The following is a 26,505-nucleotide window of genomic DNA, read 5'->3' on the forward strand; positions in this document are numbered from 1 at the left end:
CGAGGCCCGAGGAGGAACGGGCAGGGGAGGTTGAAATGTCGGAAATCTATGCCACGGTTGCGGATCGTGATCGTATCGAGCGCGAGATGCCCTGGGCAGAACGCGACACTGCGAAGACGCTCTATGAATTCCTGACGCGGACGAAAGAGCGCCACGGCGCGCGTCCGGCGCTGTCGTTCCAGCTGTTCTCGGATCCGCAGACACCGGCACAGACGCTGAGCTGGGCGGCGCTCCATGCCCGGGTGACGCAGGCCGCGAACCTGCTGCGCAGCCTTGGCGTCGGCGAGGGCGACACGGTGGCCTACATGCTGCCGAACTGCCTCGAGACCGCGATCACGCTGCTGGCCGGGGCGACGGCGGGCATCGTCAACCCGATCAATCCACTCCTCGAAGCCGAGCAGATCTCGGCGATCCTGCGCGAGACCAAGGCCAAGGTGCTGGTCACGCTCAAGGCCTTCCCGAAGACCGACGTGGCGCAGAAGGCGGCCGAGGCGGTGAAGTTCGCGCCGAACGTGCAGACGGTGCTCGAGATCGACCTGAACCGCTATCTCGCGCCGCCGAAAAGCTGGATCGTCCCCTTCCTGCGTCCGAAGGTCGAGACCCGCCACCACGCCGACGTCTTCGATTTCAACCGCGAATGCGCGAAGATGCCGGGTGACCGGCTGACCTTCGCCGACAGCACCGGCGACCGGGTCGCGGCCTATTTCCACACCGGCGGCACCACCGGCATGCCGAAGGTGGCGCAGCATAAGTATTCGGGGATGATCTACAACGGCTGGCTCGGCGGCACGCTGCTCTTCGACGAGACCGACGTGATGATCTGCCCCTTGCCGCTGTTTCATGTCTTCGCCGCCTATCCGATCATGATGTCGGCGATCGCGGCCGGGTCGCATGTGGTGATGCCGACGCCCGCGGGCTATCGCGGCGAGGGTGTCTTCGACAATTTCTGGAAGCTGGTCGAGCGCTGGCAGGTCACTTTCCTGATCACCGTGCCGACGGCGATTTCGGCGCTGATGCAGCGGCCGGTGAATGCCGATATCTCCTCGCTGCGCACCGCGATCTCGGGCTCGGCGGCGCTGCCGGTCGAGCTTTACAACCGCTTCCGCGAGGCGACCGGGGTCGAGGTCTGCGAGGGCTACGGGCTGACCGAGGCGACCTGCCTCGTCGCGGTGAACCCGCCTGACGGCAAGAAGAAGGTGGGCTCGGTCGGCCTGCCGCTGCCCTACACCCATGTGCGGATCCTGCGCCGGGTGAACCACGAATACATCGAATGCGGCATCGATGAGGTCGGCGAGATCTGCGTCGCCAACCCGGGCGTGTTCGAGGGCTCGACCTATACCGAGCCGGACAAGAACCACGATCTGTTCGCCGAGGACCGCTTCCTGCGCACCGGCGACCTCGGGCGCCTGGATGGGGACGGCTATCTGTGGATCACCGGCCGCGCGAAGGACCTGATCATCCGCGGCGGGCACAACATCGACCCGGCCGAGATCGAGGAGGCGCTGCTCAGCCATCCGGCGGTGGCCTTCGCCGGCGCCATCGGCCAGCCTGACAGCTTCGCGGGCGAGCTTCCCTGCGCCTATGTCGAGCTGGTGGCGGGCGCCGAGGTGACCGAGGCCGAGATCATGGCCCATGCGAAGAAGCACATCCACGAGCGCGCCGCGATCCCGAAGCATATCGAGATCATGGCGGAACTGCCGAAGACCGCGGTCGGCAAGATCTTCAAGCCCGACCTGCGCAAGCGTGCGATCCAGCGGGTGCTGGACGGGGCGCTGAAGGAGGCGGCGATCGCCGCCCATGTCGTCTCGGTGATCGAGGACAAGAAACGTGGTCTGGTCGCCCAGATCGCCACCACCGGCGCGGTCGAAGACGAGGCGATCAAGCACCGGCTCGGCGAGTTCACCGTGCCCTGGGAATGGGCGAAGTAAGCGCCGGATGACTGCGGGCGGGCCAAGGGGGCCGCCCTTTTCCTGTGCGCCCTCAGCCGCCGAGATCGGCCAGGGTGCTGCGCTGTGCGATCACCTTGCCCGCACGCAGGAGGCTCGCCTCGGCGCGGTAGGTGCCGGCCGGGAAGCCGGCCGCGGGAGCCTTGCGCCCGGCATAGCCGAGAAACAGCGCCTGCCCCTTCTTGAGCGGCCTCTCCTGCTCGAAGCGGAACCCCGCGGGGCCGTCGATGACAAAGCGCAGCACGTCGCCGGTCACGCTTTCCCAGCCATAGGCCCACAGCAGCAGCGCCCCGGCATCGGCCGGCAACCGCGTCGCGGGCGGTAGCCCGGCCCGGACCGCACCGTAATCGGGAGGGGCGATGGCGAGCCCCGTCTCGAGCAGGCCGCCGGGGCGGTAGGGCAGGGCGCTGCCCCACAGGCCGGTCTGCGCCACGGGGGTGCAACTCGCGTCGTGGGCGGGCCGGAACGGGTCGACCGGCGTGCCGTTCTCGCGCAGCGTCAGGTGCAGGTGCGGGAACTCGGCCAGACCCGACATGCCCACGAGGCCGAGCGGCGTGCCCGCCGCAACCGTCTCGCCCGGCTGCACCCGGATCGAGCCGCGCTTCAGGTGGCAATATTGCGTCTGCCAGCCTGCGCCATGCTCGATCAGCACGCCGTTGCCGCATTCCTTGCCCTTCACGCTCGCGCCGGCAAGCAGCGCGCCGTCGGCCTCGCCGTCGCGCACCGCGCGCACCCGTCCGGGTGCGGCCGCCAGCACCGCGACGCCCGCCGCCATCGCGGCGCGGGTGGGCAGGGCGAAATCGGTGCCGTCATGGCCCTCGTAGGTGACGGCGCCACAGCTGTAGTCCCGCACCCCCGGGCCCGGGTCGCGGTCGGGGTAATGCTGGATGTAGCAGGTCTCGCCCAGCCTGCAGTCGATCGGCAGGGCCAGCGTGATGTCCCCGGCCCGTGTGGCCGGGGCAAGAAAAATCCCGGCCCCGAGGATCAGGGCCGGGATCGGATGGGGCAGGCGCTGCATCGCTCAGCCGGCGGGCAGCAGGCGCGGTTTCGCCTCGCCGGTCAGGCGCGGCTTGCCGGGTTCCTCGACGTCGAGGACGATGGCGTCGTCCCTGACCCCGATGAAGACCATGCCGCCCTTGGTCAGCTTGCCGAAGAGCAGTTCCTCGGCGAGCGGCTTCTTGATGTATTCCTGGATCACGCGGCCAAGCGGGCGCGCCCCCATCTTGTCGTCATAGCCGCGCTCGGCGAGCCAGTTCGCCGCCTCGGGGCTCAGCTCGATATGCACGTTGCGGTCGATCAGCTGCGCCTCGAGTTGCAGCACGAACTTGTCGACCACCTGCAGGATCACGTCACGCGACAGCGGCGCGAAGCTGACCACGGCATCGAGACGGTTGCGGAACTCGGGCGTGAAGGTGCGCTCGATCGCCGCCGTGTCCTCGCCCTCGCGCCGGTCACGGCCGAAGCCGATCGCCGCCTTGGCCTGTTCCGAGGCGCCCGCGTTCGAGGTCATGATCAGGATCACGTTGCGGAAGTCCACCGTCCGGCCGTTGTGGTCGGTCAGCTTGCCGTGGTCCATCACCTGCAGCAGGATGTTGTAGACATCCGGGTGTGCCTTCTCGATCTCGTCGAGCAGCAGCACGCAATGCGGGTGCTGGTCGACGCCATCGGTCAGCATGCCGCCCTGATCGAAGCCGACATAGCCCGGAGGGGCGCCGATCAGCCGGCTGACGGCGTGCTTCTCCATGTATTCCGACATGTCGAAGCGCAGCAGCTCCACACCAAGCGTGTCGGCCAGCTGCTTCGCCACCTCGGTCTTGCCGACGCCGGTCGGACCCGCGAAGAGATAGTTGCCGATCGGCTTTTCCGGCTCGCGCAGGCCCGCGCGGCTGAGCTTGATCGCCGAGGCGAGCACCTCGATCGCCTTGTCCTGGCCGAAGACGACGCGCTTGAGCGTCTTCTCCAGATCGCGCAGCACCTCGGCATCGCCCTTCGAGACGGTCTTCGGCGGGATCCGGGCGATCTTCGCCACCACCGCCTCGATCTCCTTCGGGCCCAGCGTCTTGCGCCGCTTGCTCTCGCTCAGCAGATGCTGGGCGGCGCCGGCCTCGTCGATCACGTCGATCGCCTTGTCGGGCAGCTTGCGGTCATGGATGTAGCGCGCCGACAGCTCCACCGCCGCCTTGATCGCGTCGTTGGTATAGCGGATGTCGTGGTGCTTCTCGAAATAGGGCTTCAGACCCATCAGGATCTTCACCGAATCCTGCACCGAGGGCTCGTTCACGTCGATCTTCTGGAACCGGCGGCTGAGCGCGCGGTCCTTCTCGAAGTGCTGGCGGAACTCCTTGTAGGTGGTCGAGCCCATGCAGCGCAGCTTGCCGCCGGCCAGCGCCGGTTTCAGCAGGTTCGAGGCATCCATCGCCCCGCCCGAGGTCGCGCCGGCGCCGATCACCGTGTGGATCTCGTCGATGAAGAGGATCGCGTCGGGATGGTCCTCGAGCTCCTTCACCACCGCCTTCAGCCGTTCCTCGAAATCGCCGCGATAGCGGGTGCCGGCCAGAAGTGCGCCCATGTCGAGCGAGAAGATCGTCGCGCCGGACAGGATCTCGGGCGTCTCGCCGCGGGTGATCTTGAGCGCGAGCCCCTCGGCGATGGCGGTCTTGCCGACGCCCGGGTCGCCCACCAGCAGCGGGTTGTTCTTGCGCCGGCGGCACAGCACCTGGATCGCGCGCTCGACCTCTTCCTCGCGGCCGATCAGCGGGTCGATGTCGCCCTTTTGCGACTTCTGGTTCAGGTTGACGCAGTATTTCGCCAGCGCCGATTCCTTCGCCTCGCCGGGCTGGGCGGCCTCGGATTTCTGCTCGTCCTCGGCGCCGACGACCGGGCGGGCCTCGCCGAAGGCGGGGTCCTTGGCGACGCCATGGGCGATGAAGTTGACCGCGTCGTAGCGGGTCATGTCCTGCTCCTGCAGGAAGAAGGCGGCGTTGCTCTCGCGTTCGGCAAAGATCGCGACGAGCACATTCGCCCCCGTCACCTCGGTCCGGCCCGAGCTTTGCACATGGATCGCGGCGCGCTGGATCACGCGCTGGAAGGCAGCCGTGGGCACGGCCTCCGACCCCTCGACCTCGGTGATCAGGGTCGAGAGGTCGTCGTCGATGAATTCGTTCAGCGTCTGGCGCAGCTCGTCGAGATCGACGCCGCAGGCGCGCATGACGCGGTTCGCGTCGGGCTCGTCGATCAGGGCGAGCAGGAGGTGCTCGAGCGTGGCGAGCTCGTGCTTGTGCGAGTTTGCCAGCGCAAGCGCCCCGTGGATGGCTTGTTCGAGCGTGGTCGAGAACGACGGCATATGGTGCTCCTTTCCTGCGGTGCGGGGCCTGAGCCCTTTGCTGGCCTTATGGGATTAAAGTTCGGCGGAAATGGCCGCGCTTCAAGCCCTCTTTGCGTAAAAATCACTCACTGTTTCCGTTCTGCCCGAAAAGTGAACAGGGCCTTCGCCCGATCTCCTGTCCTCAGGGCAGGTGCTCCGCGCGCCGGGGGCCCGGCTACAGGGGCGGAAATCCCGCGTCAAAGCCAGTTCCGGGTTGAAATAGGGTGGGGGAGGGTTCATTGGAAGGGCCTCTCGATACGGAAAGAACGGAAAGAACGATGGCCTCCTTCCGGATCTCGCGCCTCGCGATGTGGCGTCGCTCGCGGGCGATGAACGCGCCCCGGCTGTGGAAGTCGCGGTTCGTGTTCTGGCTCGGCGCGCTGGCGATCGGCGCGATCAGCGCAGGTTTCGCGATCGCGGCCGATTTCGCGCAGAAGACCTTCGCCGCCTTTGCCGCGACCGAGGATTTCCGCCTGGCGCCGCTGATCGTCACTCCGCTCGGCTTCGTCGCCTGCGCCTGGGTGGCGCGGAGCTGGATCCCGAACTCGCAGGGCTCGGGCATCCCGCAGGCGATGGCGGCGCGGGTGCTGCGTGACCTGCCCGACCGCGGCGCGATGCTGAGCCTGAAGATCGCTGTGGGCAAGGTGGCGCTGACCGTGGCCGGCCTGTTTTGCGGCGCCTCGATCGGGCGCGAGGGGCCGACGGTGCAGGTGGGCGCCTCGATCATGATGGCGGCGGGGCGTTTCGGCGGCATCCCGGCGGGGCGCGGGCTGATCCTTGCAGGCTCGGCCGCGGGCATCGCGGCGGCCTTCAACACCCCGGTTGCGGGCATCGTCTTCGCGATCGAGGAGATGAGCCGAGCCTACAAGGCGCGCACCAACGGCGTGGTGCTGATCACGGTCATCATTGCCGGTCTCTCGTCGCTCGGCATTCTCGGCAACTACACCTATTTCGGCCATTCCGATGCGTTGGCGAATGGCTGGCGCGACTGGGTAATGGTGCTGGTCTGCGGCCTCGTCGGCGGTCTGGCGGGGGCGCTGTTCAGCCGCGGCACGATCCTCATCACCCGCCGGCTGCGGCGGTGGCGCTCGGCCTCGGCCGGGCGCAAGACGGTGATCGTGGCGCTGGTTGCGGGCATCGTCACCGCCGTCGCGGGCGTCGCCTGCGACGGGCTGACCTGGGGCACGGGCTATGATGTCGCCCGCGCCGCGATCGAGGGGCAGGCGCCGCCGCCCACCTATTTCCTGGCGAAGCTCGTCGCGACGCTGGCCGCCACCGTCTCGGGGATTCCGGGCGGGCTGTTCGCGCCCTCGCTTTCGGTCGGGGCCGGGCTTGGGGCCACCGTGGCGCTGATCCTGTCGACCGAGGTGGGCCTTGCCGCGATCCTCGGCATGGCGGGCTATTTCGCCGGCGTGACGCAGGCGCCGATGACCGCCTTCGTCATCATCATCGAGATGACCGGCAACCACGAGATCATCGTGCCGGTGATGGCGGCAGCGATGCTCGGCTATGGCACCTCGCGCTTCATCTCGCCCGAGCCGCTCTATGCCACGCTGTCGCGCCTCTTTGTCGCCGATGCGCTGCGCCAGGCCCGCGCGGCCGGGGCGGCGGGGCGTGCGGCGGCGGCGCAGGAGGTGGCGGCGGTGGCCGAGGCCGAGGCGCTGTTCGAGGACAGCCCTGCGGACGACCGGCCCGCCGGCGCCGCCGGCAAGGACGGCGACGGGCCGCGCTGAGCGGCCCGCGGATCGCTCAGAACCGGTCCTTGCGCGCCCGCGCCTCGGTGAAGGTGTCAAGCGCGCTTGCCTCGGGGGGCAGCCCGAGGGCGTGTTTCAGCGCCGGATCGGTCCCGCGCAGGAACGGGTTCGTCGCTTGCTCGAGGTCGAGCCGCGCCGGCACCGTCGGCCGCCCCTCGGCGCGCAGCGCCTGCACCTCGGCCATCCGTGCGCGCAGGGCAGGGGCCTCCGGCTCGAGGCTCAGCGCGAAGCGGCCGTTCGCCTCGGTGTATTCGTGACCTGAGCAGACCAGCGTGTCGTCCGGCAGCGCCGCCATCCGGGTCAGCGTCGCCAGCATCTGCGCCGGGCTGCCCTCGAACAGCCGTCCGCAGCCCCAGCTCATCAGGCTGTCGCCCGAGAACAGAAGCCCCGCGAGCGGCATGTGAAAGGCGATGTGGCCGAGCGTGTGGCCCGCCGCATCGAGGATCTCGGTGCGGTGGCCCGCGACCTCGATCACCTGGCCCGGATGCACGGCCTGGGTCAGCGGCGGCAGCCGGTGCGCGTCGGCCGCGGCGCCGATCACCGCGGCCCCGGTCGCGCTCGCGAGCGTCGGCACCCCGGCGATGTGGTCGTTGTGGTGGTGAGTGATCAGGATCGTGTCGAGCCGCCAGCCGCGCTCGGTCAGCAGCTGCTGCACCGGTGCCGCCTCGGGCACGTCGACGACCGCGGTCGTGCCGCTGCCGGCATCGTGCAGCAGATAGGCGTAATTGTCGGCAAGACAGGGGACGATCAGCAATTCGAGAGTCATGGCTTTTCGTGTCGCATTCGCTATTGTGACCCCAGTTACGCCCGGGGAGGGACCGCACGCAATGCACCTCGACGTGCTCGACCTGCGCAATTTCTATTATCGCACCCAGCTTGGCCGTGCGGCGCAGCGCGCGGTGCGCGACCGTCTGCTCGAGCTCTGGCCCGCGACCTCGGCCGAGATGGCGGGGCTGACCGTGGCGGGCTATGGCTTTGCGGTGCCGCTGTTGCGCCCCTATCTCGCGCCGGCGCGGCGGGTCATCGGGCTGATGCCCGCGGCGCAGGGGGTGATGCCCTGGCCCGCGGGGATGCCCAATGTCTCGGTGCTGTGTGAGGAGACGCGCTGGCCGCTCGAGACCGGCATGGTCGACCGGCTCGTCGTGCTGCACGGGCTCGAGGTCTCGGACAACCCCGATGCGCTGCTCGAGGAATGCTGGCGGGTGCTCGGCCCCGGCGGGCGGGCGATGCTGATCGTGCCGAACCGCTCGGGCCTCTGGGCACCGCGCGAGACCACCCCCTTCGGCTTTGGCCGGCCCTACTCGCTCGGGCAGCTCGACCTGCAGGCGCGCCGGGCGGGGTTCGTGCCCGAACGCCACGCCGCGGCCCTCTACATCCCGCCCTCGCACCGCCGGTTCTGGCTGCGTTCGGCCGCGATGTGGGAGCGGATGGGGGCGCGGGTGTCGGGCTTCCTCGCCGCGGGCGTGCTGTTTCTCGAACTGTCGAAACAGGTGCATTCACCGCGCCGGCCGGGGCTTGGCGCCGCGGTGCGCAAGCCGCTGTCGATCCTCGAGGGGGCGGCGAAGCCAATGGCCGATCCGGTCTGAGCCGGGCCGCCTTGCCGCTGGGGAATCACGTGCTGCCCGGGGCCCCGCGGCAGCCCTTCCGGAGGCGCAATGCTGCATTGCGGCATCATGTTAGCGCCGCAACTTCCGAAGGGCTTGCGCTAACAGTCTCGGCCCCGGTGTAATTCCGTTCACCCCATTCACATTCTGTTGTGCAAGACGGTTGCGAGGGGGGGAACGCTCTGCTACACGCGGTCCCGAATGCGGCGTCCGGGCGGGAACCCGAACGCCGAAGGGAGCCTCCGGCCCGGCCCGGTCGGTGCGATCGGATCGGACGCGCGGGGGCAAGAGCATCGGAAGGGTGGACGTGTCCGAACCAGCTTCGATTTCCGCAGCCATCGCCGGGCGCTATGCCACGGCCATCTTCGAACTCGCACGGGATGCCGGGGGCGTTGATGCCCTCGAGGCCGATGTCGGTGCGCTCGGTGCGGCTCTGGCCGCCTCGGCTGAGCTGCGCGACCTGATCTCCTCGCCGCTCTACAGCCGCGACGATCAGGGCAAGGCGATCGCCTCGGTGGCCGCGCGCATGGGTCTCTCGGCGCCGATGGCGCAGGGGCTTGCGCTGATGGCGTCCAAGCGTCGCCTGTTCGCGCTGCCGCAGCTTCTCAAGGCGCTGGCCGAGGCGATTGCCACGGCGAAGGGCGAAGTGACCGCCGAGGTCACCGCCGCCGCGCCCCTCAGCGACGCGCAGGCCGCCAAGCTGGCCGCCACGCTGCAGGAAAAGACGGGCAAGACCGTCAAGCTCAATGTCGCCGTCGATGACAGCCTGATCGGCGGAATGATTGTCAGGCTGGGCTCGCGCATGATCGACACCTCGATCCGCTCGAAGCTCGCTTCTCTCCAGAACACCATGAAAGAGGTCGGATAATGGGCATCCAAGCAGCTGAGATCTCTGCGATCCTCAAGGAGCAGATCAAGAACTTCGGGCAGGACGCCCAGATGGCCGAAGTCGGCCGCGTGCTCTCGGTGGGCGACGGTATCGCCCGCGTGCACGGGCTCGACAACGTCCAGGCGGGCGAAATGGTCGAGTTCCCCGGCGGCATCCGCGGGATGGCGCTGAACCTCGAGGTCGACAACGTCGGTATCGTGATCTTCGGCTCCGACCGCGACATCAAGGAAGGCGATGTCGTCAAGCGCACCAACGCGATCGTGGACGTGCCCACCGGCCCGGGCCTGCTCGGTCGCGTCGTTGACGCCCTCGGCAACCCGATCGACGGCAAGGGTCCGGTGACCTTCGTCGAGCGTCGCATCGCCGACGTGAAGGCCCCGGGCATCATCCCGCGCAAATCGGTGCACGAACCGATGGCGACCGGCCTGAAATCGGTCGACGCGATGATCCCGATCGGCCGCGGCCAGCGCGAGCTGATCATCGGCGACCGTCAGACCGGCAAGACCGCGATCGCGCTCGACACCATCCTGAACCAGAAGTCGTACAACGAGGCCAATCCCTCGAACAAGCTGCACTGCTTCTACGTCGCCGTCGGCCAGAAGCGCTCGACCGTGGCGCAGCTGGTGAAGAAGCTCGAGGAATCGGGCGCGATGGAATACACCACCGTCGTCGCCGCCACCGCCTCGGACCCGGCGCCGATGCAGTACCTCGCCCCCTACACCGCGACCGCGATGGCGGAATACTTCCGCGACAACGGCCAGCACGCGCTGATCATCTATGATGACCTGTCGAAGCAGGCCGTGTCCTATCGCCAGATGTCGCTGCTGCTGCGTCGTCCCCCGGGGCGTGAAGCCTATCCGGGCGACGTGTTCTACCTGCACTCGCGTCTGCTGGAACGTTCGGCCAAGCTGAACGAGGACTACGGCCTCGGCTCGCTCACCGCTCTGCCGATCATCGAGACCCAGGCGGGCGACGTGTCGGCCTACATCCCGACCAACGTGATCTCGATCACCGACGGCCAGATCTTCCTTGAAACCGAACTGTTCTACCAGGGCATCCGCCCGGCCGTGAACACCGGTCTCTCGGTGTCGCGCGTCGGCTCGTCGGCCCAGACCAACTCGATGAAGTCGGTCGCCGGCCCGGTGAAGCTGGAACTCGCGCAGTATCGCGAAATGGCGGCCTTCGCGCAGTTCGGCTCGGACCTCGACGCCGCGACGCAGAAGCTGCTGAACCGCGGTGCGCGCCTGACCGAGCTGATGAAGCAGCCGCAGTATGCGCCGCTGACCAACGCGGAAATCGTCGCGGTCATCTTCGCGGGCACCAACGGCTTCCTCGATGCCGTGCCGGTGAAGGAAGTCGGCCGCTTCGAGGCTGGCCTGCTGAGCTACCTGCGCTCGAACCGCAAGGATGTTCTTGACTGGATCACCAACGAAGATCCGAAGATCAAGGGCGATGCCGAAGCCAAGCTGAAAGCCGCGATCGCAGAATTCGCCAAGACTTTCGCTTGAGCCGCCTGAAAGGACAGGGACATGCCCAGCCTTAAGGACCTCAAAAACCGGATCGCGAGTGTCAAGAACACTCGCAAGATCACGAAGGCGATGCAGATGGTCGCGGCGGCGAAGCTCCGCCGCGCCCAGGAAGCCGCCGAACACGCCCGGCCCTATGCCGAGCGGATGAATGCCGTGATGACCAGCCTTGCGGCCTCGGTCGGCGGCTCTGCCTCTGCGCCCCGGCTTCTGGCCGGGACGGGCTCTGACCAGACCCACCTCCTGGTGGTGATGACCGGCGAACGCGGGCTTTGCGGTGGCTTCAACGCCAACATCGCCAAGCTTGCGCGGCACCGGGCAGACGAACTGCTGGCTGCCGGCAAGACGGTGAAGATCCTGACCGTCGGCAAGAAGGGCCGCGACGCGCTGCGCCGCGACTATGGCCAGTATTTCGTCGGGCACGTGGACCTGAGCGAGGTGAAGAAACTCACCTATCTCACCGCCCGCGGGATCGGCCGTGACATTCTCGCCCGCTTCGACGCCGGCGAATTCGATGTCGCGACCATCTTCTACTCGGTCTTCGAGAGCGTGATCTCGCAGGTGCCGACGGCGAAACAGGTGATCCCGGCCCAGTTCGAGGAAAGCGAGGGGCATGGCGCCTCGGCGCTCTTCGACTACGAGCCGAGCGAGGAGGCGATCCTCCACGACCTGCTGCCGCGCGGTGTCTCGACGGCGATCTTCTCGGCGCTGCTCGAGAACAACGCCTCGTTCAACGGCGCCCAGATGTCGGCGATGGACAACGCCACCCGCAACGCGGGCGACATGATCGACAAGCTGACGATCGAGTACAACCGCTCGCGCCAGGCCGCGATCACCAAAGAGCTCATCGAAATCATTTCGGGCGCCGAGGCGCTCTGACGGAACCGGAGATAGACAATGGCAAGCAAAGGCAAAGTGACCCAGGTCATCGGCGCCGTCGTCGACGTGCAGTTCGAAGGCGGCCTGCCCGCAATTCTGAACGCGCTCGAGACCACCAACAACGGCAAGAAGCTGGTGCTCGAAGTTGCCCAGCACCTCGGCGAGAACACCGTCCGCGCGATCGCGATGGACGCTACCGAGGGCCTCGTGCGCGGCGCTGAAGTCGTCGACACCGGTTCGCCGATCTCGGTGCCGGTCGGCAACGCGACGCTCGGCCGCATCCTGAACGTCATCGGCGCGCCGGTGGACGAAAAGGGCCCGGTCGAAGCGGCCGAATACCGCGCCATCCACCAGCCGGCCCCGGATTTCGCGGCGCAGTCGACCGCGTCGGAAATCCTCGTCACCGGCATCAAGGTCATCGACCTGCTCGCCCCCTACTCGAAGGGCGGCAAGATCGGCCTGTTCGGCGGCGCCGGCGTGGGCAAGACCGTTCTGATCATGGAACTGATCAACAACATCGCGAAGGTGCACTCGGGCTTCTCCGTGTTCGCCGGCGTGGGTGAACGGACCCGTGAAGGCAACGACCTCTATCACGAGATGATCGAGTCGGGCGTTATCAACCTCGACAACCTCGAGGAATCGAAGGTGGCGCTGGTCTACGGCCAGATGAACGAGCCTCCGGGGGCCCGTATGCGCGTCGCCCTCTCGGGCCTGACGCTCGCCGAACAGTTCCGCGACCAGTCGGGTTCGGACGTGCTGTTCTTCGTCGACAACATCTTCCGTTTCACCCAGGCGGGTTCGGAAGTGTCGGCGCTCCTTGGCCGTATCCCTTCGGCCGTGGGCTATCAGCCGACGCTCGCCACCGACATGGGCGCGCTGCAGGAACGCATCACCTCGACCAAGGCGGGCTCGATCACCTCGGTGCAGGCGATCTACGTTCCGGCCGACGACCTTACCGACCCGGCGCCGGCGACCTCGTTCGCCCACCTCGACGCCACCACGGTTCTGTCGCGTGCGATCTCGGAACTCGGGATCTACCCGGCCGTCGACCCGCTCGACTCGACCTCGCGTATCCTCGATCCGCAGATCGTCGGCGAAGAGCACTACCAGGTCGCCCGTGACGTGCAGGGCATGCTGCAGCGCTACAAGTCGCTGCAGGACATCATCGCCATCCTCGGCATGGACGAACTGTCGGAAGAGGACAAGCTGACCGTGGCCCGCGCCCGGAAGATCCAGCGCTTCCTCAGCCAGCCGTTCGACGTGGCGAAGGTCTTCACCGGCGCCGACGGCAAGCAGGTTCCGCTCGAGGACACCATCAAGTCGTTCAAGGCGGTGGTGGCCGGCGAATACGACCACCTGCCGGAAGCTGCCTTCTACATGGTGGGTGGCATCGACGAAGTGATCGCCAAGGCCGCGAAACTCGCTGCTGCGGCGTAAGGGGGATAACCCATGGCCGATATGATGCAGTTCGACCTCGTCGCGCCCGAGCGGAAGCTTGCTTCCGCTCCGGTGACCGAGGTGCGGATTCCGGGCGCCGATGGCGACCTGTCCGCGATGCCGGGGCATGCGCCCCTGATCACCACGCTGCGGCCGGGGATCCTGACCGTGGTCAGCGCTGCGGGGACCGCGGAATACGCGGTGACTGGCGGCTTCGCCGAGATCACGCCCGAAAGCGTGATCGTGCTGGCCGAGCGCGGCATGCCGAAGGCGGAACTGACGCCCGACGTGCACGCCGAGATGGTCGCCGAGGCCCGCAAGGCCGTCGAGGAGGCTGCGCCCTCGCTCGTCGACGCCGCGATGAAGGTGCTCGCCGACATGGAAGCCCTTGGCTCGCACATGACCCTCTGAGGGGCGGTGCAGCAGGATTGAAGGCCCCGGGGGAGACCCCGGGGCTTTTTTCTTTTCCCGCGGCGTCGTAGACCTTCGGAAAAGCCGGAGATTGAGGCATGTTGAAGATCGCGTCCCACCGCGTGGGAATTGCCCGGGGATCGCTGGTGCTGTTCTCCGATTTCCAGGACGGCGGCATCATGTGGACCGGCGAGGGCCCGCGCGAGCTGCGTCGCGTCGTGACCTTCCGCGAGCCCTTCCGCGAGGCGCCTGCGGTGCAGGTCTCGCTGTCGATGTGGGACATCGACCAGAAGCACAACGGCCGGATGGACATCTCGGCCGACATGGTGACGCCCGAGGGCTTCGTCATCGTGTTCCGCACCTGGGGCGACACCCGCGTGGCGCGGGTGCGGGCGGACTGGATGGCGATCGGCGGTGTCGGACACGAGGACGACTGGGAGGTCTACTGAGGGGCAGGGCAGGGGAGCGCCGCGCTCCCGCAAGCCGCCGCTGCAGGCCGCCGTGCACGGCGCCCCCGCACACTTCCAATTGCACCAAATATCCCGGGGGGAGAGGCCCGCAAGGGCCGAGGGGGGCAGCGCCCCCCTTTTCCGGCAGTCGGACAGCAAAAGGGCGCCCCGAGGGGCGCCCTTCCGTTTCCCGCAAGGGAAGGCGTGATTACATCATGCCGCCCATGCCGCCCATGTCGGGCATGCCGCCAGCCGGAGCCTTGGGCTCGGGCTTCTCGGCGATCATCGCCTCGGTGGTGATCAGCAGGCCGGCAACCGAAGCCGCGTTCTCGAGCGCGGTGCGGGTCACCTTGGCCGGGTCGATCACGCCGAACTTGAACATGTCGCCATATTCTTCGGTCTGCGCGTTGAAGCCGAACGAGAGCGATTCCGAGTCGCGGATCTTGCCGGCGACCACGGCGCCATCGACGCCCGAGTTCTCCGAGATCTGACGCAGCGGCGCTTCGAGGGCGCGGCGGATGATCGAGATGCCGACGTCCTGATCGGCGTTCGAGCCCTTGAGGCCGTCGAGCGTCTTCGTGGCCTGAACCAGAGCCACGCCGCCGCCGACGATGATGCCTTCCTGCACGGCCGCACGGGTCGCGTTCAGGGCGTCATCGACGCGGTCCTTGCGCTCTTTCACTTCGACTTCGGTCATGCCGCCGACGCGGATGACGGCGACGCCACCGGCGAGCTTCGCGACACGCTCCTGCAGCTTCTCGCGGTCGTAGTCCGAGGTGGTTTCCTCGATCTGGGTGCGGATCTGGGCGACGCGCGCCTCGATCTCGGCCTTGTCGCCGGCGCCGTCGACGATGGTGGTGTTCTCTTTCGAGATCGACACCTTCTTCGCCTTGCCGAGCATGTCGATGCCGACGTTCTCGAGCTTCATGCCGAGGTCTTCCGAGATCACCTGGCCGCCGGTCAGGATCGCGATGTCCTGCAGCATGGCCTTGCGGCGGTCACCGAAGCCCGGAGCCTTGACGGCGGCGATCTTCAGGCCGCCACGCAGCTTGTTGACCACGAGGGTGGCCAGCGCTTCGCCCTCCACGTCCTCGGCGATGATGAGGAGCGGCTTCTGCGACTGGATCACGGCTTCCAGCAGGGGAACCATCGGCTGCAGCGACGAGAGCTTCTTCTCGTGCAGCAGGATGAGGCAGTCTTCGAGATCCGCGATCATCTTGTCGGGGTTGGTCACGAAGTAGGGCGAGAGGTAGCCGCGGTCGAACTGCATGCCTTCGACGACTTCGACTTCGGTCTCCATGCCCTTGTTTTCTTCGACGGTGATGACACCCTCGTTGCCGACCTTCTGCATCGCGTCAGCGATGAAGCGGCCGATCTGGGCTTCGCCGTTGGCCGAGATCGTGCCGACCTGGGCGACTTCGTCGCTGTCGGCGACCGGGCGCGAGGCGGCCTTGATCGCGTCGACGACCTTCGCGGTGGCGAGGTCGATGCCGCGCTTCAGGTCCATCGGGTTGAGGCCGGCGGCGACCGACTTCAGGCCTTCCTTGATGATCGCCTGGGCGAGCACGGTGGCGGTGGTGGTGCCGTCGCCGGCTTCGTCATTGGTGCGGGCGGCGACTTCTTTCACCAGCTGCGCACCCATGTTCTCGAACTTGTCCGAAAGTTCGATTTCCTTCGCGACCGAGACACCGTCCTTGGTGATGCGCGGGGCACCGAACGACTTCTCGATGACGACGTTGCGGCCTTTCGGGCCGAGGGTGACCTTCACGGCGTCCGCGAGGATGTTCACACCCTTCAGCATGCGGTCGCGGGCATCGGTCGAGAACTTGACGTCCTTGGCTGCCATTGTTTGGCTCCTTCAGAATAGCGTTGAGATCAGGGGATCGCGTGGGCGGATGGGCCTCAGGCGATGATCCCCATGATGTCGGATTCTTTCATGATCAGCATTTCGGTGCCGTCGAGGGTCACCTCGGTGCCCGACCACTTGCCGAACAGGACGCGGTCGCCGACCTTGACCGACGGCGCGATCAGCTCGCCCGAGTCCTTGCGCGCGCCTTCGCCCACGGCGACGATCTCGCCTTCGGCCGGCTTTTCCTTCGCCGAATCCGGAATGATCAGCCCGCCCTTGGTCTTTTCTTCGCTCTGCACGCGCTTGACCAGCACGCGGTCATGAAGCGGTTTGAATGCCATCTGGGTCACTCCCTAAGGTTCCAGGTCCATTGCTTTTAGCACTCAGCACTGGCGAGTGCTAACGATGCCGGAGTTAGTCACGCCCCCGCCGGCCTGTCAACACCCGGACCGGCGAAAATTTCCGCCGCGCCGCGGCGGCGGCGGGCGGCGGAGCGGGGCCGGGCGGGAAACCACGCCGCTTCGCCCGACGGGCTCTGCGCGGAGCGTGACAAGTCTTGCTGCAGCGCCTATAAGACGCGCGAAACCGACCATCCGAGGGATCCCATGACCACCAAGGTTTTCGGCCACAAGGCCCCTGACACCGACTCGACCGGCTCGCCCATCGTCTGGGCGTGGTATCTGAACGAAGTGAAGGGCGTGGCCGCCGAGCCCGCGCTGCTCGGCGAACCCAACACCGAGGCGGCCTTCGTGCTGAAGCACTGGGATCTGCCGAAGCCCGCGATCATCGCCGGCGTCGAGCCGGGCGAGAGCGTCGTCATCGTCGACACCAACAACCCGGCCGAGCTGCCCGAGGGCATCAACAAGGCCGACATCACCGCGATCATCGATCACCACAAGCTGGTCGGCGGGATCGAGACCAAGGGGCCGATCGACATCACCATCCGCCCGCTCGCCTGCACCGCCACCATCATGCACGACCTGATGGGCGCCGACGTGGAGAAGGCGCCGCGCGCGATCAAGGGCGCGATGCTGTCGTGCATCCTCTCCGACACGCTCGAGTTCCGCTCGCCCACCACCACCGCCCATGACAAGGCCGTGGCCGAGAAGCTGGCCGCTGATCTGGGCGTGAACATCAACGAGCTCGCCTCGGCGATGTTCGAGGCGAAATCGGACGTCTCGGCCTTCTCCGATGCGGCGCTGCTGCGGATGGACAGCAAGGAATACAACGTCGACGGCACCGAGCTGCGCGTTTCCGTCCTCGAGACCACCGCGCCGAAGCTGATCCTCGACCGCAAGGACAGCCTGATGGCGTCGATGCCGGGGGTGGCGCAGGAAGACGGCGCCGATCAGGTCCTGCTCTTCGTCATCGACATCCTGAACGAGGAAGCCACGCTGCTGGTGCCGAACGATCTGGTGAAGAAGATCGCCGAGGCCTCCTTCGGCTGCACCGTCGAGGGTGACACCGTGGTCCTGCCCGGGCTGATGTCGCGCAAGAAGCAGATCATTCCGGCGCTGAAGGTCTGATTCTTCGCACAGGGCAAGCTTGCGGGGCGGGGGGAAACCTCCGCCCCTTTCCTTTGCGCCGGGGGCCGGATGGCGGCGGCGCATGAAAAAGGCCGGAGCATATGCCCCGGCCTTTCGCGTTGCTTGTGCGGGGCGATCAGAACGCGCTGAGCACGGTCTGGGTCACGGCGCTGTGGCTCGGGGTCATGACGGCACCGGCGACGCTGTTCGCGGGCAGTTTCGAGCCGGTCTGGCCGAAGGGGAAGGTCACGCCGAGACGCACGGTGTTGCCGTGGCCGTCTGCGTCCAGATCGTCGCTGTCGAGGTTGGTGCGGGCCAGCTCGAGCGAGAGGACCGTCGGCACGGCAACCATGCCGCTCAGGTCGTAGCTCGCGCCGAGGCCGAAGGTGGTCACGTCCGTGTCCGCGACCGAGCTGCGGGTAAGGCCGCCGAACACGGTCCAGGCCGGAGCCACGTCGTAGACCGCCGCGAGGCCGACGAGGTCAAGATTCTCGTCCTCGCCGCCGAGCGCGATGTTGGTGCGCATCAGGTTGCCGCCGAAGGTGAGGCCGTCCATCGCGGTGTAGCGGCCGGTCACGCCGTAGTCATGCACGTTCAGATCCCCGAGATCCGAGCCGGCGCTGCGGCCGTAGAAGCCCTCGACGGTGCCGGCGGCGAAGTCGTAGCCGACCGTGGCGCCGTAGGAATTGGCCGTGCCGGACATGCCGGCAAAGCCGAGGTGGGCGCGCTCGTAATAGGCGCCGCCACGCAGGCCGCTGCCGAGACGGTAGCCGCCCGAGGCACCGAGCAGCGAGGCGTTCAGGTCCGGTGCATCGTCGATGCTGACGTTCATCGCGGTGGCGCGGGCGCCGAACAGGAGGCCGTTGTCAAAAGTCGCGGCGACATTGCCGTCGAAGGTGATGCTGTCGAGATCGGTGCTGGTGTCCGACACGTCGGTGCGGCCATAGCCGATCGTCGCGGTGCCGGAGATGTCCTGTGCGGCGACCAGGCTGGCGCTGGCGATCAGCGCGAGGGCGGAGCTGGTGAGAAGTTTCGTCATCTTATGCCTGTTTCTGTGGTTGGCTCCGCGGCGCCGAAGGCCGGCCGGGCGGAACGATGCGGTTTCGAACCTGCGCCCCTGCGAACGCAGAGAGGGCGGAACTCAAACGCTACCCAATTGCCAAAAAAAGAAAATTCAACCCTCTGTCGTTGCTTATGCCCGCCGGCCGGCGACTTCAATCGCGATTGCGCAAACATTCCTCTGCGTCATTGCGTCATCACGGGATGCGCCGGGCGAGGGGCGGCCTTTGCCTTTCCTCATCGAAGTGTCATATAGCGCCTGTAGGACAACGCGGCGGGAGACGACCCGCCGGATCAAGGACTTGAGGCAGATATGACGCGGATCGTGCAATCCCTGGCCGAGATCTCGGCGCCCTATGACGCGCTCTTTTGCGACCTGTGGGGCTGTCTGCACAACGGCGTCGCGGCCTTCCCGGCGGCCGTCGCCGCGCTGCAGGACTTCCGCGCGAAGGGCGGGCGTGTGGTGCTGCTGACGAATGCGCCGCGGCCGGCGAAATACGTCATCGCCACGCTCGACCGGCTGGGCGTGCCGCGCGATGCGTGGGATCTGGTCGTCAGCTCGGGCGATGCCGCGCAGGACGCGATGTTTGCCGGCGCCGTCGGTCGCAAGCTCTGGCATCTCGGGCCGGCGAAGGACAACGGCTTCTTCGAGGAGGTGCCCGAGGCCTGGCAGGGCCAGCCCGGCGTCACCCGTGTGCCGCTCGAGGAGGCCGAGGGCATCGTCTGCACCGGCCCCTTCGACGAGCTGAACGAGGTGCCCGAGGATTACCGGCCGCGCTTCCTTCTGGCCAAGACCCGCGGCCTGCCGCTGCTTTGCGCCAACCCCGATATCGTCGTCGACATGGGCGAAACCCGGATCTACTGCGCCGGCGCGCTGGCCGCGCTCTACGAGGAGATGGGCGGCGAGGCGCTCTATTTCGGCAAGCCGCACCCGCCGGTCTATGACCTCGCGCGCCGACGCCTCGCTGCGCTCGGTGTGGCCGAGGACGCGCGCATCCTGGCGATCGGCGATGGCGTCAACACCGACGTTGCCGGCGCCGCAGGTGAGGGGATCGACGCGCTTTTCGTCACCGGCGGGCTGGCGGCCGACCAGTTCGGCCCCGATGTCGAGGCGCCGGACGCCGAGCTGCTCGACACCTGGCTGGCCGCGCGCCAGCAGGCGCCGCAATTCGCCATCGGCCACCTGCGCTGAGCGCTGCTGCGCGCCCCGGCTTTCTGCCGGGGTGGCTGTCGCATTTTTGCAATTTTCTTGCGCAGGGTGGCGCGTTCCGGCATGGAAGTTGCGCGGCGCCTTGCGCGCCAGGCGCCGGAGTGTTATGCCGCGGTGCAACATGAACCGCGGCAGGACAGCGACAATGGCGAATGACTTCACCCCCGGCACGATCTATCTGGAAGACCTCGAGATCGGCATGACGCGCTCGCTCAGCAAGGTCATCACCGACAAGGACATCGAGATGTTCGCTGAGGTCTCGACCGACCACAACCCGGTGCACCTCGATGCCGATTATGCCGCGAAGACCATGTTCAAGGGCCGCATCGCGCATGGCATGCTCTCGGCCGGGTTGATCTCGGCGGTGATCGGCGAGCAGCTGCCGGGCCATGGCACGATCTACCTTGGCCAGTCGCTGAAGTTCCTCGCGCCGGTGCGCCCGGGCGACGAGGTGGTCGCCGAGGTCAAGGTGGTGGCGATCGACCACGCCCGTCGTCGTGTCACCCTTGAAACCACCTGCTCTGTGGGCGATACCACCGTCATCAAGGGCGAAGCGCTGGTTCTGGCGCCCTCGCGGAACTGAGACGCGCCGGCCACGGCGCCGGAAGACGGGGAAGATGCAGACGTTCACCCACTGGCAGGATGTGCCCGAGGCGTTTCGCGGCGCCTCGGTCGCGATGGGAAATTTCGACGGGATCCATCTCGGCCACCAGTCGGTGATCGATCTCGCGCGCGGCAAGGGCCCGCTTGGCATCGTCACCTTCGAACCGCACCCGCGGCAGGTCTTCGCCCCCGAGGCGCCGCCCTTCCGGCTGATGAATGCCGAGGCGCGGGCGCACCGGCTGGCGAAGCTGGGCGTCGAGCGGCTGTTCCAGCTCCCCTTCGACCGCGCCCTTGCCGGGATGAGCGCCGAGGCCTTTGCCCGCGACGTGCTGGCCGAGGGGCTTGGCGTGTGCCATGTCGCCGTCGGCGGTGACTTCCGCTTCGGCAAGGCCCGCGAGGGCGACACCTCGACGCTGATCGAGCTCGGCCACCGCTTCGGCTTCGAGGTGACGGTGGCGCCGCTGCTGCATCTCGAGGGCGTCGAGATCTCGTCGACCGCGATCCGCAAGGCCCTGGCTGAGGGCCGCCCGCGCGATGCCGCGGCGATGCTCGGTCACCTGCACCGCATCGAGGGGCCGGTCCTGCATGGCGACAAGCGCGGCCGCGATCTGGGCTTTCCGACCGCGAACATGAGCGTCGCCGGGCTGCACCTGCCGCGGCTTGGTGTCTATGCGGTGAAGTTCGACGTGCTTTCGGGCCCGCATGCGGGCAGCTACGAGGGCGCGGCAAGTCTGGGCGTGCGGCCGATGTTCGGCGAGAACACCCCCAATCTCGAGACCTATGTCTTCGACTTCAAGGGCGATCTTTACGGCGCCGACGTGTCGGTGGCGCTGGTCGAGTATCTGCGGCCCGAGCTGCGCTTCTCGAGCCTCGATGCGCTTGTTGACCAGATGAAGGCCGATTGCGCGCAGGCGCGGATGATCCTCTCGGGGGCGTGACGCAGACCCCCCTTTCCCTTGGCTCCGCTTTGCGTCAGGGTGCGCCGATGACCGATCTTCGCCCCGAATTCTGGACCCTGCCGCTCGCGAAGCTGACGCCCGCGGAATGGGAAGCGCTGTGCGACGGCTGCGGCCGCTGCTGTCTCAACAAGCTCGAATACGAGGACACGGGAGAGCTCGAATTCACCCGCGTCGCCTGCCGGCTGCTCGATGACGAGACCTGCCGCTGCACCCGCTATGAAACGCGCCACCAATACGTGCCCGAATGCGTGCTGCTGACGCCGAAGTCGATCCGCAAGATCGCCTATTGGATGCCCACGACCTGCGCCTATCGGCTGCGCTTCGAGGGCAAGCCGCTCGAACCCTGGCACTACCTGGTCTCCGGCTCGCATGAGACCGTGCACGAGGCGGGGGTCTCGGTGCGCGGGCGGACGGTATCGGAAACCGAGGTGCCCGAGGATCTGTGGGACCAGTTCATCATCGAGGAACCGTGATGCATTTCGCCTCTGACAACACCGCGGGGGTGGCTCCGCAGATCATGGCGGCGCTCGAGGCCGCGAATGCCGGCAACGTGCCCTCCTATGGCGCCGATGCGCTGACCGAGGCGGTGACGGTGCGGCTGCGCGAGATCTTCGAGGCGCCGCAGGCCGCGGTCTATCTGGTGGCGACGGGGACGGTGGCGAATGCGCTCTCTTGTGCGATGCTCTGCGCGCCCTGGGAGACGGTGTTTTGCCACCGCAACGCCCATATCGAGGAAGACGAGTGCGGCGCGCCCGAATTCTTCATCGGCGGCGGCAAGCTGACGCTGGTCGACGGGCCGCATGCGAAGATGGACCCCGACGCGCTGCGCCGTGCCATCGCCCATACCGGCCGCGGCGGCATCCACAACCTGCAGCGCGGCATGGTCTCGATCACCAATGCGACAGAGGCGGGCACCGTCTATTCGGTGGCCGAGGTGACGGCGCTTGCGGCGGTTGCGCGCGATTTCGGCCTGCCGGTGCACATGGACGGGGCGCGTTTCGCCAATGCCCTGGTCGCGACCGGGGCGAGCCCGGCAGAGATGACCTGGAAGGCGGGCGTCGACGTGCTGAGCTTCGGCGGCACGAAGAACGGCTGCATGGGCGTCGAGGCGGTGATCCTGTTCGACCCCACCCGCGCGCGCGAGTTCGAGCTGCGGCGCAAGCGTGCGGGGCATCTCTTCTCGAAGCACCGCTTCCTTGCGGCGCAGATGCTCGCCTATCTGGCGGGCGGGCTGTGGCTCGATCTTGCTGACCATGCGAATGCAATGGCGGCGCGGCTGTCCGAGGGAATCGCGGCGCTGCCGGGGGCGAGCCTCGTGCATCCGACCGAGGCGAACGCGGTCTTTGCCGCCGTCCCGCGCGCCGCGCATCGCCGCGCGCAGGCGGCGGGCGCGGCCTATTACCTGTGGCCGTTCGATCAGTCGCTTGACGGCCCGGGCGAGGAACCGCTTGCCGCGCGCCTCGTGTGCAGCTGGGCGACGACCGAGGAAGAGATCGACGAGTTCCTCTCGCTTCTGCGCTGAGGGGGAAGGGGGGCGCTGTCCCCCGTCCTTCGGACTCCCCCCCCCGGAGTATTTTTCCAAGGAAAGGCCCGGAAGGGGCCCTCAGCTCCGCTCGAGGTTCAGCGCGATCAGCTCGGTGACCTGACGGGTATGGGTGAGCGGCAGCATGTGCCCCGCGCCCGGCACGCAGGCGGTGCCGACATCGGCCATGCGCGCGGCCAGCGCCTCGCAGACCCGCGCCGAGATCGGCGGGCTCTTGTCGCCATGGATCAGCATCACCGGCGCGTCGATCGCCTCGATCCCGCCCGGGCGGCAGATCTGGCCCGGGTCCTCGAAATTCGACGGGGTGACATTCGCCACGATCGGCATCTGCGCGATGAAGCGGGCGCGGTGGCGGTCCGGGATCGTGTCCCAGGGCGCGCCCGCGCCCCAGTCGCGCACGAAGCGGCGTGCGGCCTCTTCCAGCGCGCCTTCGGCGAGGAGGGTGTCGAGGTGGTCCTGATGCGGGCGCAGCTCGGCCCATTCGGGGCTGTCCTTCGCCGCGGCGAAGAGCACCGGCTCGATCAGGGTGAGCGAGCGCACCGCCTCGGGGGCGGCCACCGCAATGCGCAGCGCGACCGAGGCGCCGAAGCTGTGGCCGATCAGGTCGACCGGGCGCTCGATGAAGGAGGCGGCGATGCGGGTCGCGAGCGTCTGATAGGCGCCGGGGGCTGCACCCTCGGCCACCCAGGGGGCCGACTTGCCATGGCCGGGCAGGTCGAAGGCGGTGGTCGAGAGCTCGGCGAGCGGCGACAGCAGCGGCCCCCACATGTCCGAGGTGCCGAGCATGCAGTGGATGGCAAGCGCCGGGCGCGGGCCCGTGCCGATGACCTGCCAGCTGATGCGGGCCCCCTCGCGGATGTCCTGTTCCATCACAGCGCCCCGAGCTCCTCGTCGAGGAAGTCGAGCCGGTCCTGGCCCCAGAACCGTGCGTCGGTCTCGCGCAGGATGTAGAAGGGCGAGCCGAAGACGCCGCGTTCGACCGCCTCCTCGAGGTTGCGCTCATAGGCGAGCGCGCCGGTGAAGAGCCCAGTGCTGACGAGGTTCGGATCGAAGCCATGCGCGGTGAGCAGATCGCGCAGCACCTCATCTTCGGCGATGTTGCGCCCCTCGGCCCAGAGCGCGCGGCCGATGGCATGGACCAGTCCGCCCAGATCGCCGCCGCCCGCGGCCTGCGCCGCGATCACCGCGTAGGAGGCAGGCGCCGGGTTCGGCGGATAGCCCGCGGGGGCGAGCGTCAGCGGCAGGCCGAGCCGTTTCGACCAGCGGGTGAGTTCCTGGCCGCGATAGGCGAGCCGGTTCGGGTGCCGCCCGGCGGGCCGGGTGCCCCCCGTGCGGTCGAAGAGCCCGAGCAGGTCAAGCGGCTTGTAGGCGATCTCGGCCCCGTGGCGGGCGGCGATTTCCTCGAGTCGCAGCCCGGCAAGGTAGGTCCAGGGGCTGAAGACCGAGAAAAAGTAGTCGATATGGGCCATCAGGGCTCCTTTGGGGCATGCACGGCGTTTGCGGGGAGGCTAGCCCGGTGCTAAGGCAGGCGCAATCTTCGCGAATCCGCCGGTCTGCTCCCGGCGCAGACCAGAGGTAGCTGATGCCCGTCATGACTGAACCGAAACTCATTGCTGGCAATGCCAACACGCCGCTCGCCCATGCCATTGCTCGCCGGATGTCGATGCACCGGGGCATGTCGGTGAACCTCGTCGACGCCCGGGTCGAACGCTTCAACGATCAGGAGATCTTCGTCGAGGTCTACGAGAACGTCCGCGGCGAGGACATGTACATCATCCAGCCGACCTCGAACCCGGCGAATGACAACCTGATGGAACTGCTGATCATGACCGATGCGCTGAAGCGCTCCTCGGCCGATCGCATCACCGCGGTGATCCCCTATTTCGGCTATGCCCGGCAGGACCGCCGCGCCAAGGCCCGCACGCCGATCTCGGCGAAGCTCGTCGCCAACCTGCTGACCGAGGCCGGCGTCGACCGGGTGCTGACGCTCGATCTGCATGCGGCGCAGATCCAGGGCTTCTTCGACATTCCGGTCGACAACCTCTATGCCTCGCCGGTCTTTGCGCTCGACATTCTGCATAACTTCAAGGGCCAGCTTGACGACGTGATGGTGATCTCGCCCGACGTCGGCGGCGTGGCCCGGGCGCGGGAACTCGCCAAGCGCATCGGTGCGCCGCTCGCCATCGTCGACAAGCGCCGCGAGAAGGCGGGCGAGGTTGCCGGCATGACGGTGATCGGTGACGTGACCGGCAAGAAGTGCTTCATCGTCGACGACATCTGCGACACCGCGGGCACGCTGTGCAAGGCGGCCGAGGTGCTGATGGAGGCCGGCGCGACCGAAGTTCACGCCTATATCACCCATGGCGTGCTGTCCGGCCCGGCGGTCGAGCGGGTGCGCAACTCGGTGATGAAATCGCTGGTGATCACCGACTCGATCCAGGCGACGCCGGCGACGCTCGCCTGCCCGAACATCCGCATCGTGCCGACCGCGCCGATGTTCGCCCAGGCGATCCTGAACACCTGGTCGGGCACCTCGGTCAGCTCGCTGTTCGAGACCGACACGCTGGTGCCGATCTACGAAGGCTTCTACTCGCAAAGCTGAGTGCGCCTGAGGCGGTTCAGAACGGGCCCGGGGATTTCCCCGGGCCTTTTCCTTGCGCGAAGGTCGGATTGCGCGGGGGCGCCGATCGGCGCAGTCTCGGGCGATGCGGCCGTTCCTGCTCACCACCCTCGTGATGATCGCCTTCGCGGCGAACTCGGTGCTGAACCGGATGGCGGTCGGCGTCGCGGGGCTCGATCCGGCGTTGACGGGCGTGCTGCGGCTTGGTGCGGGGGCAGGGGTGCTGATCGCGCTGACGCTCGCGCGGCGGGGCAGCGCCGTACTGCGCCTGCCGCCGCGGGTGGCGCTCGCCGGGATGGCGACGCTCTTTCTCTATATTCTCGGCTTCACGCTTGCGAACGGGCGCATCGACGCAGGCGTCGGCGCGCTGATCCTGTTCGGCTCGGTGCAGATCACCATGTTTGCGGCTGCGCTGATCGGCGGCGAGCGGCTGGGGCGCTGGCGGCTGATCGGCGCGGGGGTGGCCTTTGCCGGGCTTGCGGTGCTGGCGGCGCCCGCAGGCGGTGCCGCGGTCGATCCGCTGGGCGCGGCGTTCATGGTGGCAGGCGGGTTCGGCTGGGGCCTCTATTCTCTGAACGGGCGGCGGGCGCGCGATCCGCTTGGTGCGACGGCGGTGAACTTTGCACTCGCGCTGCTGCCGGCGCTGGCCTGGCTTGCGCTGCGGGGCGCGGTGCCGGACCCCACCTGGGGGATCTGGCCGGCGCTCGTCTCGGGCGCGGTCACTTCGGGGCTTGGCTATGCGCTGTGGTATGAGCTACTCCCGATCCCTTGGACAGTTTCCGGGATGATTTAAGCTACTCTCTGCGCCTGCTGGTCGGTTTCGATCTGGTTGAAGTAGACCACGGCGGGCGGCTTTCCGCCATGGGCGGCGTGGGGC

Annotated in this window: 25 protein-coding genes; 17 read left to right on the forward strand and 8 right to left on the reverse strand. The window is 67.7% G+C overall.

Features of this window, described 5'->3' with window-relative positions:
- The first annotated feature begins 35 nt into the window (after window positions 1-35).
- Window positions 36-1,928 carry an acyl-CoA synthetase gene (locus EOW65_RS05645; RefSeq protein WP_128148000.1) on the forward strand — a complete coding sequence of 631 codons (1,893 nt, stop codon included), beginning with the start codon at window positions 36-38 and terminating at the stop codon, window positions 1,926-1,928.
- A 52-nt stretch (window positions 1,929-1,980) separates the two neighbouring features.
- Here the strand turns inward: EOW65_RS05645 and EOW65_RS05650 are convergent, their stop codons facing one another.
- Both EOW65_RS05650 and clpA read right to left on the reverse strand, forming a co-directional pair.
- Window positions 1,981-2,964 carry a M23 family metallopeptidase gene (locus tag EOW65_RS05650; RefSeq protein WP_128148001.1) on the reverse strand — a complete coding sequence of 328 codons (984 nt, stop codon included), beginning with the start codon at window positions 2,962-2,964 and terminating at the stop codon, window positions 1,981-1,983.
- A 3-nt stretch (window positions 2,965-2,967) separates the two neighbouring features.
- A complete protein-coding gene (gene clpA, locus EOW65_RS05655; protein WP_128148002.1) occupies window positions 2,968-5,289 on the reverse strand; it encodes an ATP-dependent Clp protease ATP-binding subunit ClpA in 2,322 nt (773 codons plus the stop codon).
- Between the two features lie 299 nt (window positions 5,290-5,588).
- Here clpA and EOW65_RS05660 point away from each other — a divergent pair, with 299 nt between their 5' ends.
- Entirely contained in the window at window positions 5,589-7,043 is a 1,455-nt protein-coding gene (locus EOW65_RS05660) for a chloride channel protein (RefSeq protein WP_128148003.1), read from the forward strand.
- A 16-nt stretch (window positions 7,044-7,059) separates the two neighbouring features.
- Here EOW65_RS05660 and gloB read toward each other — a convergent pair whose 3' ends face one another.
- Window positions 7,060-7,830: a hydroxyacylglutathione hydrolase gene (gene gloB, locus EOW65_RS05665; RefSeq protein ID WP_128148004.1), complete on the reverse strand. Its 771-nt coding sequence runs from the start codon at window positions 7,828-7,830 to the stop codon at window positions 7,060-7,062.
- Between the two features lie 61 nt (window positions 7,831-7,891).
- Between gloB and EOW65_RS05670 the strand changes: the two genes are divergently transcribed.
- The 7 genes from EOW65_RS05670 to EOW65_RS05700 all read left to right on the forward strand — a co-directional run bounded on the left by EOW65_RS05670 (window position 7,892) and on the right by EOW65_RS05700 (window position 14,259).
- Window positions 7,892-8,650 carry a methyltransferase domain-containing protein gene (locus EOW65_RS05670; RefSeq protein ID WP_113899260.1) on the forward strand — a complete coding sequence of 253 codons (759 nt, stop codon included), beginning with the start codon at window positions 7,892-7,894 and terminating at the stop codon, window positions 8,648-8,650.
- Between the two features lie 325 nt (window positions 8,651-8,975).
- Window positions 8,976-9,536 carry a F0F1 ATP synthase subunit delta gene (locus EOW65_RS05675; protein ID WP_128148005.1) on the forward strand — a complete coding sequence of 187 codons (561 nt, stop codon included), beginning with the start codon at window positions 8,976-8,978 and terminating at the stop codon, window positions 9,534-9,536.
- Window positions 9,536-11,065, forward strand: a complete 1,530-nt coding sequence (gene atpA, locus EOW65_RS05680) for a F0F1 ATP synthase subunit alpha (protein ID WP_128148006.1) — start codon at window positions 9,536-9,538, stop codon at window positions 11,063-11,065. Before EOW65_RS05675 ends, atpA begins: the two co-directional genes overlap by 1 nt.
- Before the next feature lie 21 nt (window positions 11,066-11,086).
- Complete coding sequence (locus EOW65_RS05685) at window positions 11,087-11,962, forward strand: F0F1 ATP synthase subunit gamma (RefSeq protein WP_128148007.1); 876 nt, start codon at window positions 11,087-11,089, stop codon at window positions 11,960-11,962.
- Window positions 11,963-11,980: 18 nt separating this feature from the next.
- The gene (gene atpD / locus EOW65_RS05690; protein ID WP_128148008.1) at window positions 11,981-13,399 is read left to right on the forward strand and encodes a F0F1 ATP synthase subunit beta; all 1,419 of its coding nucleotides are present in this window, start codon (window positions 11,981-11,983) and stop codon (window positions 13,397-13,399) included.
- A 12-nt stretch (window positions 13,400-13,411) separates the two neighbouring features.
- Entirely contained in the window at window positions 13,412-13,810 is a 399-nt protein-coding gene (locus EOW65_RS05695; RefSeq protein WP_128148009.1) for a F0F1 ATP synthase subunit epsilon, read from the forward strand.
- 98 nt (window positions 13,811-13,908) lie between these two features.
- On the forward strand, window positions 13,909-14,259 hold the full coding sequence (locus tag EOW65_RS05700) for an H-type lectin domain-containing protein (protein WP_128148010.1): 351 nt from the start codon (window positions 13,909-13,911) through the stop codon (window positions 14,257-14,259).
- Window positions 14,260-14,467: 208 nt separating this feature from the next.
- Here the strand turns inward: EOW65_RS05700 and groL are convergent, their stop codons facing one another.
- Together groL and groES are read right to left on the reverse strand one after the other, a co-directional pair.
- Window positions 14,468-16,105, reverse strand: coding sequence for a chaperonin GroEL (groL, locus tag EOW65_RS05705; protein WP_128148011.1), 1,638 nt, complete (start codon window positions 16,103-16,105; stop codon window positions 14,468-14,470).
- A gap of 56 nt (window positions 16,106-16,161) precedes the next feature.
- Window positions 16,162-16,449, reverse strand: coding sequence for a co-chaperone GroES (groES, locus tag EOW65_RS05710; protein ID WP_128148012.1), 288 nt, complete (start codon window positions 16,447-16,449; stop codon window positions 16,162-16,164).
- Between the two features lie 264 nt (window positions 16,450-16,713).
- Between groES and EOW65_RS05715 the strand changes: the two genes are divergently transcribed.
- A complete protein-coding gene (locus EOW65_RS05715; RefSeq protein ID WP_128148013.1) occupies window positions 16,714-17,634 on the forward strand; it encodes a manganese-dependent inorganic pyrophosphatase in 921 nt (306 codons plus the stop codon).
- Window positions 17,635-17,770: 136 nt separating this feature from the next.
- Here EOW65_RS05715 and EOW65_RS05720 read toward each other — a convergent pair whose 3' ends face one another.
- On the reverse strand, window positions 17,771-18,673 hold the full coding sequence (locus EOW65_RS05720; RefSeq protein ID WP_128148014.1) for a porin: 903 nt from the start codon (window positions 18,671-18,673) through the stop codon (window positions 17,771-17,773).
- A 333-nt stretch (window positions 18,674-19,006) separates the two neighbouring features.
- On the opposite strand from EOW65_RS05720, the gene EOW65_RS05725 reads away from it, so the two are divergent.
- From EOW65_RS05725 to EOW65_RS05745, 5 genes are all read left to right on the forward strand, one after another.
- Entirely contained in the window at window positions 19,007-19,885 is an 879-nt protein-coding gene (locus EOW65_RS05725; RefSeq protein ID WP_128148015.1) for a TIGR01459 family HAD-type hydrolase, read from the forward strand.
- A gap of 163 nt (window positions 19,886-20,048) precedes the next feature.
- Window positions 20,049-20,486: a MaoC family dehydratase gene (locus tag EOW65_RS05730; RefSeq protein ID WP_113899272.1), complete on the forward strand. Its 438-nt coding sequence runs from the start codon at window positions 20,049-20,051 to the stop codon at window positions 20,484-20,486.
- A gap of 34 nt (window positions 20,487-20,520) precedes the next feature.
- The gene (locus EOW65_RS05735) at window positions 20,521-21,444 is read left to right on the forward strand and encodes a bifunctional riboflavin kinase/FAD synthetase (protein ID WP_128148016.1); all 924 of its coding nucleotides are present in this window, start codon (window positions 20,521-20,523) and stop codon (window positions 21,442-21,444) included.
- A 47-nt stretch (window positions 21,445-21,491) separates the two neighbouring features.
- A complete protein-coding gene (locus EOW65_RS05740; RefSeq protein WP_128148017.1) occupies window positions 21,492-21,938 on the forward strand; it encodes a YcgN family cysteine cluster protein in 447 nt (148 codons plus the stop codon).
- Window positions 21,938-22,987 (forward strand): threonine aldolase family protein, encoded by a 1,050-nt coding sequence (locus EOW65_RS05745; RefSeq protein ID WP_128148018.1) that lies wholly within the window; start codon window positions 21,938-21,940, stop codon window positions 22,985-22,987. The genes EOW65_RS05740 and EOW65_RS05745 overlap by 1 nt, the downstream gene beginning before the upstream one ends.
- An 81-nt stretch (window positions 22,988-23,068) precedes the next feature.
- Here EOW65_RS05745 and EOW65_RS05750 read toward each other — a convergent pair whose 3' ends face one another.
- Window positions 23,069-23,878: an alpha/beta fold hydrolase gene (locus tag EOW65_RS05750; RefSeq protein ID WP_128148019.1), complete on the reverse strand. Its 810-nt coding sequence runs from the start codon at window positions 23,876-23,878 to the stop codon at window positions 23,069-23,071.
- On the reverse strand, window positions 23,878-24,477 hold the full coding sequence (locus EOW65_RS05755) for a 2-hydroxychromene-2-carboxylate isomerase (protein ID WP_128148020.1): 600 nt from the start codon (window positions 24,475-24,477) through the stop codon (window positions 23,878-23,880). Before EOW65_RS05755 ends, EOW65_RS05750 begins: the two co-directional genes overlap by 1 nt.
- Window positions 24,478-24,590: 113 nt before the next feature.
- Between EOW65_RS05755 and EOW65_RS05760 the strand changes: the two genes are divergently transcribed.
- Together EOW65_RS05760 and EOW65_RS05765 are read left to right on the forward strand one after the other, a co-directional pair.
- Window positions 24,591-25,610, forward strand: a complete 1,020-nt coding sequence (locus EOW65_RS05760; RefSeq protein WP_113899278.1) for a ribose-phosphate pyrophosphokinase — start codon at window positions 24,591-24,593, stop codon at window positions 25,608-25,610.
- Window positions 25,611-25,713: 103 nt separating this feature from the next.
- On the forward strand, window positions 25,714-26,421 hold the full coding sequence (locus EOW65_RS05765; protein ID WP_128148021.1) for a DMT family transporter: 708 nt from the start codon (window positions 25,714-25,716) through the stop codon (window positions 26,419-26,421).
- Window positions 26,422-26,505 lie beyond the last annotated feature (84 nt).

Source organism: Paenirhodobacter ferrireducens, from assembly GCF_004022265.1.
Lineage (GTDB): Bacteria > Pseudomonadota > Alphaproteobacteria > Rhodobacterales > Rhodobacteraceae > Rhodobacter > Rhodobacter ferrireducens.

Bases quoted from the DNA above. Each gene is read 5' to 3' on its own strand.
- atpA (WP_128148006.1), top strand. From the start codon at position 9,536: ATGGGCATCCAAGCAGCTGAGATCTCTGCGATCCTCAAGGAGCAGATC.
- EOW65_RS05750 (WP_128148019.1), bottom strand. From the start codon at position 23,878: ATGGAACAGGACATCCGCGAGGGGGCCCGCATCAGCTGGCAGGTCATC.
- EOW65_RS05725 (WP_128148015.1), top strand. From the start codon at position 19,007: ATGACGCGGATCGTGCAATCCCTGGCCGAGATCTCGGCGCCCTATGAC.
- EOW65_RS05645 (WP_128148000.1), top strand. From the start codon at position 36: ATGTCGGAAATCTATGCCACGGTTGCGGATCGTGATCGTATCGAGCGC.
- atpD (WP_128148008.1), top strand. From the start codon at position 11,981: ATGGCAAGCAAAGGCAAAGTGACCCAGGTCATCGGCGCCGTCGTCGAC.
- EOW65_RS05715 (WP_128148013.1), top strand. From the start codon at position 16,714: ATGACCACCAAGGTTTTCGGCCACAAGGCCCCTGACACCGACTCGACC.
- EOW65_RS05765 (WP_128148021.1), top strand. From the start codon at position 25,714: ATGCGGCCGTTCCTGCTCACCACCCTCGTGATGATCGCCTTCGCGGCG.
- groES (WP_128148012.1), bottom strand. From the start codon at position 16,449: ATGGCATTCAAACCGCTTCATGACCGCGTGCTGGTCAAGCGCGTGCAG.
- EOW65_RS05685 (WP_128148007.1), top strand. From the start codon at position 11,087: ATGCCCAGCCTTAAGGACCTCAAAAACCGGATCGCGAGTGTCAAGAAC.
- clpA (WP_128148002.1), bottom strand. From the start codon at position 5,289: ATGCCGTCGTTCTCGACCACGCTCGAACAAGCCATCCACGGGGCGCTT.
- EOW65_RS05700 (WP_128148010.1), top strand. From the start codon at position 13,909: ATGTTGAAGATCGCGTCCCACCGCGTGGGAATTGCCCGGGGATCGCTG.
- EOW65_RS05745 (WP_128148018.1), top strand. From the start codon at position 21,938: ATGCATTTCGCCTCTGACAACACCGCGGGGGTGGCTCCGCAGATCATG.
- gloB (WP_128148004.1), bottom strand. From the start codon at position 7,830: ATGACTCTCGAATTGCTGATCGTCCCCTGTCTTGCCGACAATTACGCC.
- EOW65_RS05755 (WP_128148020.1), bottom strand. From the start codon at position 24,477: ATGGCCCATATCGACTACTTTTTCTCGGTCTTCAGCCCCTGGACCTAC.
- EOW65_RS05735 (WP_128148016.1), top strand. From the start codon at position 20,521: ATGCAGACGTTCACCCACTGGCAGGATGTGCCCGAGGCGTTTCGCGGC.
- EOW65_RS05660 (WP_128148003.1), top strand. From the start codon at position 5,589: ATGGCCTCCTTCCGGATCTCGCGCCTCGCGATGTGGCGTCGCTCGCGG.
- EOW65_RS05670 (WP_113899260.1), top strand. From the start codon at position 7,892: ATGCACCTCGACGTGCTCGACCTGCGCAATTTCTATTATCGCACCCAG.
- groL (WP_128148011.1), bottom strand. From the start codon at position 16,105: ATGGCAGCCAAGGACGTCAAGTTCTCGACCGATGCCCGCGACCGCATG.
- EOW65_RS05650 (WP_128148001.1), bottom strand. From the start codon at position 2,964: ATGCAGCGCCTGCCCCATCCGATCCCGGCCCTGATCCTCGGGGCCGGG.
- EOW65_RS05760 (WP_113899278.1), top strand. From the start codon at position 24,591: ATGCCCGTCATGACTGAACCGAAACTCATTGCTGGCAATGCCAACACG.
- EOW65_RS05695 (WP_128148009.1), top strand. From the start codon at position 13,412: ATGGCCGATATGATGCAGTTCGACCTCGTCGCGCCCGAGCGGAAGCTT.
- EOW65_RS05740 (WP_128148017.1), top strand. From the start codon at position 21,492: ATGACCGATCTTCGCCCCGAATTCTGGACCCTGCCGCTCGCGAAGCTG.
- EOW65_RS05720 (WP_128148014.1), bottom strand. From the start codon at position 18,673: ATGACGAAACTTCTCACCAGCTCCGCCCTCGCGCTGATCGCCAGCGCC.
- EOW65_RS05730 (WP_113899272.1), top strand. From the start codon at position 20,049: ATGGCGAATGACTTCACCCCCGGCACGATCTATCTGGAAGACCTCGAG.